Source organism: Nitrospirota bacterium (assembly GCA_035873375.1).
Classification (GTDB): Bacteria; Nitrospirota; Thermodesulfovibrionia; order Thermodesulfovibrionales; family JdFR-85; genus BMS3Bbin07.
Genome location: JAYWMQ010000036.1, coordinates 1 through 12,297, shown reverse-complemented (window position 1 = coordinate 12,297; position 12,297 = coordinate 1). Strand labels below are relative to the sequence as shown.

General features: G+C 46.4%; 14 protein-coding genes and 1 tRNA gene. 4 read left to right on the top strand and 11 right to left on the bottom strand.

Annotated elements, in window-relative coordinates; genetic code table 11:
* Positions 1-95: 95 nt before the first annotated feature.
* Positions 96-170, top strand: a tRNA-Val gene (locus VST71_07785).
* A gap of 50 nt (positions 171-220) precedes the next feature.
* Here VST71_07785 and VST71_07780 read toward each other — a convergent pair.
* From VST71_07780 to VST71_07750, 7 genes are all read right to left on the bottom strand, one after another.
* Complete coding sequence (locus tag VST71_07780; protein ID MEC4685615.1) at positions 221-1,624, bottom strand: pitrilysin family protein; 1,404 nt, start codon at positions 1,622-1,624, stop codon at positions 221-223.
* A gap of 40 nt (positions 1,625-1,664) precedes the next feature.
* Positions 1,665-3,008, bottom strand: a complete 1,344-nt coding sequence (locus VST71_07775) for a pitrilysin family protein (GenBank protein MEC4685614.1) — start codon at positions 3,006-3,008, stop codon at positions 1,665-1,667.
* Positions 3,009-3,095: 87 nt separating this feature from the next.
* Positions 3,096-3,863 (bottom strand): HesA/MoeB/ThiF family protein, encoded by a 768-nt coding sequence (locus VST71_07770; protein ID MEC4685613.1) that lies wholly within the window; start codon positions 3,861-3,863, stop codon positions 3,096-3,098.
* 27 nt (positions 3,864-3,890) lie between these two features.
* Positions 3,891-4,643, bottom strand: coding sequence for an ATP-binding cassette domain-containing protein (locus VST71_07765; protein MEC4685612.1), 753 nt, complete (start codon positions 4,641-4,643; stop codon positions 3,891-3,893).
* Positions 4,643-5,308 carry a molybdate ABC transporter permease subunit gene (modB, locus tag VST71_07760; protein MEC4685611.1) on the bottom strand — a complete coding sequence of 222 codons (666 nt, stop codon included), beginning with the start codon at positions 5,306-5,308 and terminating at the stop codon, positions 4,643-4,645. The genes VST71_07765 and modB overlap by 1 nt, the downstream gene beginning before the upstream one ends.
* Before the next feature lie 5 nt (positions 5,309-5,313).
* Positions 5,314-6,141: a molybdate ABC transporter substrate-binding protein gene (gene modA / locus VST71_07755; GenBank protein ID MEC4685610.1), complete on the bottom strand. Its 828-nt coding sequence runs from the start codon at positions 6,139-6,141 to the stop codon at positions 5,314-5,316.
* The gene (locus VST71_07750) at positions 6,110-7,003 is read right to left on the bottom strand and encodes a radical SAM protein (GenBank protein MEC4685609.1); all 894 of its coding nucleotides are present in this window, start codon (positions 7,001-7,003) and stop codon (positions 6,110-6,112) included. Before VST71_07750 ends, modA begins: the two co-directional genes overlap by 32 nt.
* A gap of 277 nt (positions 7,004-7,280) precedes the next feature.
* Here VST71_07750 and VST71_07745 point away from each other — a divergent pair, with 277 nt between their 5' ends.
* Positions 7,281-8,057: a carbonic anhydrase family protein gene (locus VST71_07745; GenBank protein ID MEC4685608.1), complete on the top strand. Its 777-nt coding sequence runs from the start codon at positions 7,281-7,283 to the stop codon at positions 8,055-8,057.
* Between the two features lie 125 nt (positions 8,058-8,182).
* Here VST71_07745 and VST71_07740 read toward each other — a convergent pair whose 3' ends face one another.
* Both VST71_07740 and VST71_07735 read right to left on the bottom strand, forming a co-directional pair.
* Positions 8,183-8,509, bottom strand: coding sequence for a type II toxin-antitoxin system RelE/ParE family toxin (locus tag VST71_07740; GenBank protein ID MEC4685607.1), 327 nt, complete (start codon positions 8,507-8,509; stop codon positions 8,183-8,185).
* Complete coding sequence (locus VST71_07735; GenBank protein ID MEC4685606.1) at positions 8,510-8,779, bottom strand: type II toxin-antitoxin system Phd/YefM family antitoxin; 270 nt, start codon at positions 8,777-8,779, stop codon at positions 8,510-8,512. It abuts the gene before it with no gap.
* A gap of 554 nt (positions 8,780-9,333) precedes the next feature.
* On the opposite strand from VST71_07735, the gene VST71_07730 reads away from it, so the two are divergent.
* Together VST71_07730 and VST71_07725 are read left to right on the top strand one after the other, a co-directional pair.
* Positions 9,334-10,668: an AarF/ABC1/UbiB kinase family protein gene (locus VST71_07730; GenBank protein MEC4685605.1), complete on the top strand. Its 1,335-nt coding sequence runs from the start codon at positions 9,334-9,336 to the stop codon at positions 10,666-10,668.
* Positions 10,665-10,994 (top strand): hypothetical protein, encoded by a 330-nt coding sequence (locus VST71_07725; GenBank protein ID MEC4685604.1) that lies wholly within the window; start codon positions 10,665-10,667, stop codon positions 10,992-10,994. The genes VST71_07730 and VST71_07725 overlap by 4 nt, the downstream gene beginning before the upstream one ends.
* Positions 10,995-11,269: 275 nt before the next feature.
* On the opposite strand, the gene VST71_07720 is transcribed toward VST71_07725, so the two are convergent.
* Positions 11,270-11,692, bottom strand: coding sequence for a PIN domain-containing protein (locus VST71_07720; protein ID MEC4685603.1), 423 nt, complete (start codon positions 11,690-11,692; stop codon positions 11,270-11,272).
* Positions 11,689-11,931, bottom strand: a complete 243-nt coding sequence (locus VST71_07715; GenBank protein MEC4685602.1) for a DUF6364 family protein — start codon at positions 11,929-11,931, stop codon at positions 11,689-11,691. The genes VST71_07720 and VST71_07715 overlap by 4 nt, the downstream gene beginning before the upstream one ends.
* Between the last annotated feature and the right edge of the window lie 366 nt (positions 11,932-12,297).

Sequence of the window (12,297 nt, the reverse complement as noted above, 5' to 3'; positions counted from 1 at the left end):
AACCCGGACAAGCTCTGGTTTGATACGGAAAGGCCGGCGGTCTTGACAAAATCACGAGTTCAAATGTTATATTTATTAACACCTGACCTTAAAACAGGCGCGTAGCTCAGGGGGAGAGCGCTACCTTGACACGGTAGAGGTCGACGGTTCGAAACCGTCCGTGCCTACCATAAATTTCTCTTTAAAAAAACCCCGAAAGGGGTTTCTTTTTTGCCCGCTGCTAAAATCCCGCCTTCTTCAGGTCTGCAACGACTACAAGGACATATTTTTCAGGATCAAGGTATTTTGCGGCGACCCTCTGGACGTCTTCCTTTGTAACCAGTTTTATATACTCGGGGTACAGCTTGTCATAATCGATTCCGAGCTGATAGAACTCGGTAAGGGTGAGGAAGCTTGCTATCTTTCCCATTGTATCAAGCCTTCTCGGAAAACTCCCTGTAAGGTATGCCTTTGCATCACTCAGTTCCTCATCCGAGACAGGCTCTTTCTGAATCCTCTTTATCTCCTCGATTATTACATCTATTACAGTCTTTGCCGCCTCGTTTTTTGTCTGAACCCCAACCTCGAAAACACCCCTGTCCTTATCAGTGTCAAACGTGCTGTACACGTCATAGGCCAGCCCCATATCGTCCCTTATACGGTTCATGAGCCTTGAAGCAAACCCGCCGCCGCCGAGGATGTAGTTCATAACTGAAACCGCATAATAGTCAGGATTGGACCTCTTTATACCGAGATGTCCAAGCAGTATATTGGCCTGTGTAAGGGAGCGGTCAACGGTAACCACAACCTTTTCTTTCAGTTCAGGGATTGGGGGAAGATCCACCCGTGGGATGCCACCCGCCTGCCACCCGGAAAGGTACCCCCGAAGCAACCCGGCAACCTCTTTATAGGATATGTCTCCCACAATGGAGAGTATTGCATTATTCGGCCTGTAAAAGGCACGGTAAAACCAGAGCAGGTCCTCCCTGCTGATGGCATCAATGGTGTCCGGGCTTCCCTCAATCAGTCTTCCATAGGGGTGGGGACCGTAAACAGCTTTTCTAAACTCCCTCTGGGCAACAAATTCCGGGTCTTCCTCACTCTGTTTCAGTGAACCCTTTATCAAGTCCTTCTCTCTCCTGATCTCATCCTCAGGGAATACCGGGTTCAGGAGTATATCCGAGAGGAGCTTAAACCCCTCTTCGATATCCTTTTTGAGCACAGAGAGAGTAATCGCAGTATAATCCCTGTCAACAGAGGCGCCAAGGTCCCCGCCGATAAACTCTATTTCCTCGCTTATCTGCTCTGAAGTCCTTGTCTTCGTCCCCTCAGGCAGGAGTTCAGCCACAAGGTTGGCAAGCCCTGCCTTTTCCGGAGGCTCGTCAGAGGGAGATGCCTTGATGAGGAGGGTCACCTTTACTATGGGCAGGTTGTTCTTCTCTGCATGCAGGAGCACAAGGCCATTAGGCCGTACCTCCCTCCTTGCCTCAATAGCCCACACCTGGCCACAGTTAAGAAGGAGTATGACGGCAATAATCGCCGGCAACAGGATTGACGATTGACGATTGACGATTGACGAATTTAAAGACTGCAACTTGTGCATTACAACCTTTAATCCTGAAAATATGCTTCCATCTGTCTTCATATCAGTACCCTTTCGTATAATAAGTTAAGCAAACGTAGCATCAGTTACCCTCCGGGATAAGTATCCCCACTGTCCGGTTCTCTTCAGTAAAATACTTCTTCGCAACCCCCTGCACATCCTCCGGCGTTACCTCCCGTATCGCCTCAATGTAACGGTCTTTCAACTTCCAGTCTCCCAGCATCTCAAACATCCCGAGCACCCGCGCCTGAAAGGATATGGAATCCTGCCCCATAATGAACGATGCCTCAACCTGGTTCCTTGCCTTCTGAACCTCCCTCTCCGAAGGCAGCGTGTTTTTTAACTTATCAATCTCTTCATAAAATGCCTGCTCAAGGGCATCAATATCTTTTCCGGGAGGTGCAGTCCCGTCAAAAAAGAAGAGGAAGGGATCCATATACAGACCACCGTAAGAGGCGTAGGCATTAAGGGCAACCTTCCTGTCCCTGACAAGGTTTTTATAGAGTCTCCCGCTCTTTCCGGATAGTATGGAGCTTAGCACGTCAAGGGCAGCGCTGTCCTCCTGGGGAAAACCCGGCACATGGTAAGCAGTTACTATATATGGAAGCCTTGCCTCTTTTTTGAGGTAGACCCTCTTCTGGCCTTTCTGAGGCGGCTCCTTTGACGTAACGGGCTCCCTTGGGGGGCCTTCCGGAATCCTGCCGAACCTTTCCCTTATCTTTTCAATCAACTCGTCGGCATTCACATCCCCGGTAACAATAATGACTGCATTGTTCGGGGAGTAAAACTTCCTGTAATATTGGAGCAGGTCCTGCCGCCCGATAGAGGCAAGCTCTGACATCCAGCCTATTACAGGGTGATGATACGGATGGACCTTAATGGCCGTTGCCACCACTTCTTCATAAAGTGAACTCTGCGGATCGTCCTCATACCGCATCCTCCGCTCCTCCATAACCACGCTCCGTTCATCCGTGACATCATCAGGCGCAAGGATCAGGTTCTCCATCCTGTCTGACTCAAGCCTGATGGAGAGGTCAATACGGTCTGAGGCAAGTACCTGAAAATACGCCGTATAATCCTTTGTGGTATAGGCATTGTCAATCCCCCCGTTCTTCTGAACAAGGCGGGAGAAGACTTTTGATCCATACTCAGGAGTCCCCTTGAACATCATATGCTCAAGCAGATGACTTATCCCGGTCTTTCCAGCAGGTTCATTCCTTGAGCCAACCCTGTACCATATCTGAAAGGTGGCAACAGGAGCCTTGTGGTCCTCTGCAATCAGGACCTTGAGACCGTTGTCAAGGCGATACTCCCTGACCTCAGCGGATGCAACAAGCGGAAGGCAGAGGAGGAAGATAAACAAGGATAGGTATACAGATGTGAGTCTTTTAATAAGCCCCTTACAAGATATCTGCCGTGTTGTCATTTCCCCTCCGGATATTCAGATTGCCTGTGGTTCATTAAGCATTATTTATTCCCCCAGCCCACTTACTGAAGAGTGATAAATTATACCCTATAACCGTGCGATTTTTCCTCCGGTCCCGCAAACCTTACACCCTTCGTCCCTCTGGACCTTGAGCTTCCTGAAATCCATATCAAATGTATTAAAGAGGAGCATCCGGGAAAGCAACGGCCTTCCATAACCTGTCAACAGCTTTATCGCCTCAATGCTCATAAGGCAGCCAAGCATACCTGATACAGCCCCAAGCACCGGGAAGCCGAGCTCTTCCCACTCCGGGTCATCATCCGGATAAAGGCAGTTAAGGCACGGGGTCTTCCCTGCAATGACATTGAAGAGATATCCCTCCATACCGTTCATGGCCGCCTCGATCATCGGAATATCCTTTTTAACACATGCTGCGTTCAGGGCCCTCCGCTCATAAAATGTCGGCCGGGCCGAAAGGGCTATATCCACACCGTCAAGGAGCCTTCCGGCATTATCTCCGGTCGTCCTTTCGTCAAATATTTCAACCTCCACGTCCGGATTCATCTCTTCAATCCTCCGCTTTGCCTCTACAACCCGGCTCTTGCCTATCCACTCATGCCTCATCAGTATCTGCCTGTTCATATTCGACTGTGTCAGGTTCCCTGAATGGGCAAAGACCATCTTCCCGATACCTGCAACAGCAAGATACACGGCGGCAGTACCGCCAAGACCGCCTATGCCTGCTATCAGTGCAGTCGATGCCTTCAGTCTCTGCTGATGCTGCAGGGTAAACCCCTGAAGCATCAACTGCCTGCGGTACCTCTCAATCTCTGTATCAGTCAGTAATTTTTCCATGCCTTAATACTACCTGAATAAAGGCTTTCAGTTCATATGCATATCTGCACAGAGCGGAAGACTTGCAGTCCCGGCCATATTGACGAGCATCTCCACATCAGGGCAAGCCGGGTTGCCAAAGACCTCACGGGGCGGTCCCGCCTGCCTTACAGTGCCGCCGGAGTAGACGATTATCCTGTCAGCCATGGTATATGCCTCTATAATATCATGAGTGACAAGTATAACAGGGATTTTGAACTCCCTTCTTATATCCTTCAGGAGCCTTCTCATCTCAAGACGTATTGGGTTGTCAAGGGCGGAAAATGGTTCATCAAGGAGCAGGGCTCCCGGTTTTCCCATAAGGGCCCTTGCAAGGGCGACTCTCTGCTTCTGGCCGCCCGATATCTCGGACGGAAAACTCCTTTCGAGTCCCTCAAGACGGAAAAGCCCGACCATTTCTTTAACCCTTACCTTCTTCTCATCCCTGCAAAGCCCCCTTGCACCGTAAAGGATGTTATCCTTCACCGTCATGTGAGGGAAGAGTGCAAGGTCCTGGAATACATAGCCAAAAGGCCGCCTCTGGGGGGGAAGGTCTATCTTCACGGCACTGTCAAAGAGTGCATTGCCGTTCAGGTGTATTGACCCGGAGTCAGGCTTCATAAGACCTGCAATCAGTTGCAGGGTCATGGATTTTCCCGCACCTGAAAAACCAAAAAGCACGGCCATGCCGTCTTCAACCTCCCACTGCACATCAAGGGTAAACCCCCTCACCTTCTTTAACAGATTGACCGATAACCCCATCAGACAGCCCTCATGCCAACCCTGGTTGTTATATAAAGGAAGAACCCGGAGATCAGCGTAAGGAAGAGCACCATAAAGTTTGCCGTTGACCATTCGCCGCTGTTTGCCAGTGTATATATGGCAAGGGGCATGGTATCCGTCCTGCCGGGAATATTGCCTGCTATCATCAACGTGGCGCCAAACTCACCAAGCGCCCTTGCAAAAGAGAGGACAACCCCGGCAATTATGCCCTTCCGGGAGAGCGGCAGGATGACCTTAAAAACTGTCTCAAGCTCCGAATGGCCCAGGGAGTATGAGGCGTTTATAAGGTTTTTATCAACAGACTCTATTGCTGCCCGTGCGGTCTTTATCATCAGGGGCAGGGCCACTACAAAGGAGGCAAGTACCGCAGCATACCATGTAAACATGATGCTCCACCCCGTCAGGTCATAAAAAAACCTCCCGATTAAGCCGTTTCTTCCGAAGAGGATGACGAGATAATAACCCGTAACCGTGGGCGGCAATACCAGTGGGAGGGTGATAAGGATGTCCAGCAATACCCTGCCCCTGAAATCCTTTCTCGCAAGTATATAGGCAACGGATATCCCCACAAGCATCACCAGCACAGTGGCCACAGTGGCCACCTGAAGTGAAAGTCTCAATGAGAACAGGGTTGCATCATTTATGGCGCTCAAGAGCCCTCCTTTCCCAACGGTATGAATCCGTAATCACTCAGTATTTTTTGGCCTTTCCCTGAAGTGACCATCTCGATAAATTTCCCTGCCAGTGCTTTATTTCCCGTGCCCCTGACTACTGCTGCAGTATAGAGCACAGGCCTGTGGCTCTCAGCCGGCACTTCGGCGGCAATTTTCACTTCATCAGGCCTTGCCCCGGCATCGGAGGCATACACCATACCTGCATCCACCTCTCCGCGGGCCACATAGTCCAGCACCTGTCTTACATTTCCGGCAAAGATCAGTTTATCCCTGAGCTTACTCCGGAGTTCAAGGTGCTTTAATACCTCTTCAGAGTATTCCCCTGCAGGGACTGTCCGCGGATTGCCTATGGCGATTCTCCTTATCCCCTCATTCAAAAGACCGCGGAGGGAGCTGATCTGAACCCTGGAGCTTGCGTGCACAATCAGGACAATGCTGTTACCCGCAAAATTGCGCCTTGAGGACTTTATTATAAAACCCTTTCCCTCCACTTCATCCATATACCGCACTGAGGCAGAGGCAAATACATCAACAGGGGCACCGGACTCTATCTGCCTGCTCAGGGTACCGGAGCCTGCAAAATTAAAATAGACCTTCACCCCCCTGTGTTTCGACTCAAACACCCGGCCTATATCTACAAAAGCATTTTTCAGACTCATGGCAGCAGATATGGTCAGGGACCCCGCTGCCTCTGCATTACGACCTCCGATGACAAGGAATGATAAAAAAACCAGCAGTATGGAAAAAGAAAAACCCCGCCTGAATTCAAGACTACGAAACCATCTCACAGTAGTCCTCGCCAATCATTGCATTTATCACCTCAAGCTCCATGTCCTTATCTTCACCGATGGTGCCGAAGGCATCTGCCCTGCATTGCCTGCAGTGTGTCATCTGGGGTATATGCTGCCTGCACTCATCACGCAGCCTGTTTATCACCTCACGTGAGGGCCGCTGAAGGCCTTCAAATTCAGCCTGCGGAATAAGGGGGATTATATTCAGAAGCTCAGCCCCTGTTCTGCCGGCAAGCCATGATATAAAGGGAATCTCCTTATCATTAACACCAGGGATCAGAACGGTGTTGACCTTCACAATAAGCCCTGCCTCAATGGCCTCTCTGAGCCCCCTCCATTGATTGCACAGAAGAATATCTGCCGCTGCCCTGCCTGTATAATGCTTTCCCTTGTATGATACCCGTGAATATACCTTCTCTGCGGTCTCGGGTATTACGGCATTGATTGTTACTGTCAGGCTCCTCACCCCGGCACTTACAAGGTCTTCAAGCCTGTCAGAGAGGGCAAGACCATTGGTGGATACGCAGAGGATCAGATCCGGATACTCCCTGTTAATTGCTGTCAAAACCTCAAATGTGACATCATTTGCCAGCGGGTCTCCTGGCCCTGCTATCCCGATAACACTTATGCGCTCTCCCCTCTCTATCAGCAACCTCACCCTTTCCAGCGCCTCCGGGGCATTAAAAACCCGGCTTGAAACCCCCGGCCTTGATTCATTTGCACAATCGTATTTCCTTATACAATATCTGCACTGTATATTGCATGCAGGGGCCACAGGGAGGTGAATCCTGCCAAACCTGTGATGTGCCTCTTTTGAGAAACACGGGTGTTCTTTCATGATATCCCGGTCATTGCATGTCTTTAAAACTGTCATCAAATTTACCTCACTCTTTCCCCAGCAGCCTGCATGGCTTTTGGAACTGTTTATTTTTTATAACTTCTACCTTAATAAAGCAAATGCAATGCCAGTTCTCATAACACCTTGATATCACAACAAAAATCAATAAACAACTCGTTTCCCTGATATCACATTTATGTGCCTTTCTACATTTTTGTCGCCCTTCATCCAAAAACACAAACGAGAAAATGCTTGACAATTGCAGCTACAATTTAATATATAATTACAATCAATAAATAATTAGGAGGTTTGTATGAATTTAAGTAAACGCTTTTTCACTGTACTGGCTGCAGCAATCTCCCTCTTCTTATTCACCACGGCTACGGACTCATTTGCAGGTCACGTAACAGGCCCCGTCCACTGGACTTACGAGGGACAAACCGGCCCTGAGCACTGGGGAGACCTGAGTCCGGAATTTGCGGCATGCAAGGAAGGAAAGAGACAATCCCCGGTAGATATAACCGGAGCGGTCAAGGCCGACCTGAAGGACATTTCATTTGATTACAAGGCATCCCCCCTGAAGATCATCAATAATGGTCACACCATTCAGGTTAATTATGCCAAGGGCAGTTCAATAACAGTAGACGGCAAGAAGTATGAGCTGCTGCAGTTTCATTTCCACAGTCCAAGCGAGCACACTGTTAACGGAAAGCACTACGACATGGTTGCCCACCTGGTTCATAAGAGCAATGACGGTCAGCTTGCAGTAGTTGCCGTCTTTATGAAAAAAGACGGACAAAACGATTTTATCCGGACACTCTGGAGCAATCTGCCCTCTGAGGAAGGTCATGAGAAGACGGTAAGCAGTGTAAAGATCAACGTAAAAGACCTCCTGCCTGCCGACAAATCCTACTATACTTATCCCGGCTCCCTCACCACACCTCCCTGCAGTGAAACCGTAAGCTGGTATATATTGAAAACCCCTGTTGAGGTAGCAGGATCGCAGGTCTCAACGTTTACTTCTCTCTTCAAAAAGGACATACGGCCTGTACAGAAATTAAACGGAAGGATTATCAAGGCGGAGAAATAAAATACAGCCGGATCTTTGCTGCCTGTAAATAAAAAGGATGGGGTCGGTCTGACCCCATCCTTTTTATTTATATATTGAAAGTCGGCTCCCGGATCAAGTTGCGGCGAGCTGTACTGTTTTTTCCCTTATTTTGTTAATCTTTTCAGAAGTATATCTTCGACGTTTTGACGGGCATCGAGAAGTGAAACTATATAGATGTTTTTTTCAGCTACCCTGTACATCAGCCTCCAATGAGATATGATCAACTCGCGATACTGAGTAATCCCTTGCTCTTGTAACTCTGGGACTATTCGGCCCCGTTGGGGCGACAGGTTAAGACCGTTTGCTTTATTTTTGATTTTCCTGAATATTTTTGATGCGTTGAACTGGCTGTCCCGGGAAATGTATTCAATAATATCAATTAAATCATTTTCGGCAGTTTCTGACCATACAACTTCACACTTTCGCTTCATTTAGCGCAACATCTTTTCTATTTTTTCAAAGACCTTGTCCTGGCTTTTGACTTTTCCTTCTTTAATATCCTCTTCTCCTTGCGAAATAAGTTTAAGGATACCTATGGCGTTTCTCATGTTTTCATAACTTTGAGGGTCTTGAAGAACAGCCTTGGGTTCACCGTTTTGCGTAATAATTATGGGACGGTGAGTTTCGTTAATCTGTTTAAGAATATCAGCTGCTTTCGACTTTAAATAAGTAACAGATTTAATGTCTTTTGTTATGTTCATAACTCCACCTCCAGTCTTTTTATGGTATTATTTTCGGACTGAAAAGTCAAGCTTGCGAATTGTCTCATAAAAATCTGCAAGGAAGTGTGCAGCAAAAAAAGTCACCTAAGTTCTAAAGGAAAAGAAACTCCTCATGACCTCAAAGTTCCTGTTTGCAGGCATCCGTTTAACTGTTTTTTTCAATAATTAAAGATTTTCCAGGTCTTTACCACTCTGTTAATTCCTTTTGGATACTTTTTTATCCTTGCCAGCTCTGTTCTAATGCGGGAATGTTCCTCGTATCCGGGAGAACTGAGGGGAAAAGCCTTACTGCAATTTAGTATCTCATCTTTATTAAGCTTCTCTGCTTCGTGCTATTGGACGCGTGCGGGGCTCCTGATATGTCAAATCCTGACTATTATAGTATGCTATAATCATTCAGGTTTATCGACGTTATTTTCTTACCCGGCAATAGTTTTGCATGGTAGGATGTCTCAAAGTTGTAGTGTAAATGCCCTGCCCATCTTGTATAAACCTTAATGTTGCATGAATATGGCAGGTGAGCAAAGAGAAAGATGTTTGGATTAAGAAAAAAAGAGATAAGGCGACTCAGGGTAATCATCGGGGCAATGGCAAGGTACGGCTTTGACTCTGTTGTTAACAGGCTTCACCTGGGGTCAAGGCTCCCGTTGATGGAACGTATTCTCAGGAGATGGAAGGTTTTAAGGCCTGAGAAGTCTCCTTCCGTGCGTTTCAGGGAGATGATAGAGGAGCTCGGTACCACATTTATGAAATTAGGACAGGTACTTAGCCTGAGGAGAGATATCCTGCCTGAGGAGTTTATCAGCGAATTGGAAAAGCTCCAGGACAAGGTTGCACCCATCCCCATAGAGACAGTGAAGGGTCAGATTCAGAAAGAACTGGGCAAGCCCGTGGAAGAACTGTTTACTTTTTTTGAAGAGGAACCATTGGCAGCAGCCTCAATTGCCCAGGTTCACATGGCCGGGTTGTCTGACGGTAAAGATGTGGTTGTAAAGCTTCAGAGACCGGGGATTGAGGAGCAGATCAGGCTGGACCTTGACCTGTTAAGATATATTGCAAAACTCCTGGTTAAATATATCCCTGAAAGCAGACTCTATGATCCTCCCGGCCAGGTAGCGGAGCTCACAAAAACCATTCTTAAAGAGCTTAATTTTGAAACAGAGATGAGACATATGGAGAGGTTCAGGGAGAATTTTTCCGATAGTAAAGATGTCTTCATTCCCGCAGTAGTAAGAGCGCTTTCAAGCAAGAGGGTGCTTACCATGGAAATGAGTCATGGTAAAAAAATTAGTCAATTAGACGATGAAGATTCCTCATTTAAGAAGGAAGTCGCAGGAAGACTCCTGGATTCTTACCTGAAACAGGTCTTTAAAGACGGGTTTTTCCATGCCGACCCCCATCCCGGCAATATTTTTGTCTTCGAAGACGGAAAGCTGTGTTTCCATGACTTTGGCATGATGGGGCATCTGAGTCCTGAGATGAGAGAAAATCTGGCAGACTGGTTCCTTGCCTTTCTTGACAGGGACATTGATGGTGTTGCGGATGTATATCTGAGAATAGGAATTGTCGGAGAAGAATTTAACCGCCAGGCATTTAAGAAAAATATGGGGGATTTCATTGAAGAATATTATAACATCCCTTTAAAAGAGTTTTCTCTTGCTTCCATCATGGAGAAGTCCATAAAAATAGGAAGGGCCCACGGCATCAGTGTTCCCTCGGACCTTCTCTTGCTCGGGAAGGCGTTTATGACGGTCGAACCTATAGTCAGGGAATTGAACCCTGATTTTAACCTTGTGGAAAGTATGCAGCCGTATGCAGTCACTATAATAAAAAACTGTCCCCCTCAAAGCTTGCAAAGGAAGGGATGAAGTTCCTGCTGGACCTGCAAAGGGTATTCAGGGAGGCTCCGAAGGCATTTGAAGTCATACTCCACAACGCCAGGGAGAGCAAGGGAGAATTGAGACTTAAACATGAGAAGCTCGAAGACCTGGTGAATCATATAGACAGGTCAAGCAACCGTCTGGCTTTTGCTATTGTAGTAGCGTCTATTGTTATAGGTTCGTCTTCTATCGCCCAGCATCACATAGGACCGAGCATATGGGGTTTTTCGGCATTAGGAATAGTCGGTTATTCACTTGCGGGCATTCTCGGATTACGGTTCATATGGGCAATAATAAAAGCCGGAAGGCTGTAAACTACTTTATACACCGTCTTGTGTTTTTTTGATAATGTTGACCATGCCTGTGGGAATTGTAAAATAATCTGGAGGGCTCTATAACTTCTTCGGCTATTCCCTCCCAGACTCCAGGGCCTTTGCCTTAATGCCTCATTTCGCCATTTAAAGACGTCATCATAACAGTTTTCTCAGGTGATCCCGGTTTGCCGGGATTGTACCTCAATATTCCAGTCTCGTGTTGCATTGTGTCCGTGACAAGTCAACGTAGTCAATAGGATGTCCCGGAAGTTCCGTCACTTATCAACAGTTTCTAACATGTTTATAAATTCTACAGGATTAAATACTGGTACATTTGCTCCCCTAAAACCTTTTGTATCCCTTGTAATTACATACTCTACTCCTACATGACATCCTCCTTCATGCAACACTGAATCTTCAAAATCCAAAAAATCTGATTTTAAAGCACCTTCTAAAATTATCCTGTTTACGGGAATTATCTCAAAAATAGAGAGCAATATCCCAATTTTTTCCGCAGCTTTTTTGTTTCCAAGACTTTTTTGTAAAAGATAATATATTGTTGTTATCGTAGTCGCCCCTAAGTAGCCTATTATTTCTGATTGTTCTACCCTGGTCATCAAATATGTTGCTGCCTCCGCAAACGGTTCCCTGTCTGTCAAGACATCAAGAATAACATTCGTATCGAAAAGGACTTTCATAAGTATTTCTCTTCTAAGTGTTTTTTATAATCAGTTTCATCTATTTTCTTTCTTCGTAATATCCCTTTTAAGGACTTCACAGCCGGTGTTATTTTATATTCTTTTTTAATTTTTTCATTTTCTATTACTGCAAATAAGTCAGCAACTATTTTTGATATTGGTTTTCCACTATTAGCAGAATATTCTTTTGCTTTTTTAATTAATTCTTCATCGAGGCGTAATGTTAGTTTAGTTTTCATAATCATCTCCAGCTACAATTAATATACGTATTGTTATTATAATATTATACGGCATATTTGTAAAGCAGATATTTAAATTCAGGGAAAGACTTTATGGAACATCCTACTGACTACGTTGACTTATGAGCCTGGTTATGACTGAGGGGGCGGGTCTGCACATTTCACAGATTTAATCTCTTATGAAGTAAAATAAATAAAAATCGAAACCTGATCTCATCGAAATAGTGTAAGCGTCAAATAAAGCCCATCTTCCCAGGAAGAGGTAAGAGATGCCATGATAAGCCAATCAAAAATAAGGAGGCGAGTCGTGGCAAAGAAAGGGTCAAGAGAGGGAGAGAAAGAGGAATACTGGAAGGGGCATATACG

Excerpts from the sequence above, each read along its gene's own strand:
- VST71_07780 (MEC4685615.1), bottom strand. The coding sequence starts at position 1,624 with ATGAAGACAGATGGAAGCATATTTTCAGGATTAAAGGTTGTAATGCAC.
- VST71_07775 (MEC4685614.1), bottom strand. The coding sequence starts at position 3,008 with ATGACAACACGGCAGATATCTTGTAAGGGGCTTATTAAAAGACTCACA.
- VST71_07770 (MEC4685613.1), bottom strand. The coding sequence starts at position 3,863 with ATGGAAAAATTACTGACTGATACAGAGATTGAGAGGTACCGCAGGCAG.
- VST71_07765 (MEC4685612.1), bottom strand. The coding sequence starts at position 4,643 with ATGGGGTTATCGGTCAATCTGTTAAAGAAGGTGAGGGGGTTTACCCTT.
- VST71_07750 (MEC4685609.1), bottom strand. The coding sequence starts at position 7,003 with ATGACAGTTTTAAAGACATGCAATGACCGGGATATCATGAAAGAACAC.
- VST71_07745 (MEC4685608.1), top strand. The coding sequence starts at position 7,281 with ATGAATTTAAGTAAACGCTTTTTCACTGTACTGGCTGCAGCAATCTCC.
- VST71_07740 (MEC4685607.1), bottom strand. The coding sequence starts at position 8,509 with ATGAAGCGAAAGTGTGAAGTTGTATGGTCAGAAACTGCCGAAAATGAT.
- VST71_07735 (MEC4685606.1), bottom strand. The coding sequence starts at position 8,779 with ATGAACATAACAAAAGACATTAAATCTGTTACTTATTTAAAGTCGAAA.
- VST71_07730 (MEC4685605.1), top strand. The coding sequence starts at position 9,334 with ATGTTTGGATTAAGAAAAAAAGAGATAAGGCGACTCAGGGTAATCATC.
- VST71_07725 (MEC4685604.1), top strand. The coding sequence starts at position 10,665 with ATGAAGTTCCTGCTGGACCTGCAAAGGGTATTCAGGGAGGCTCCGAAG.
- VST71_07720 (MEC4685603.1), bottom strand. The coding sequence starts at position 11,692 with ATGAAAGTCCTTTTCGATACGAATGTTATTCTTGATGTCTTGACAGAC.
- VST71_07715 (MEC4685602.1), bottom strand. The coding sequence starts at position 11,931 with ATGAAAACTAAACTAACATTACGCCTCGATGAAGAATTAATTAAAAAA.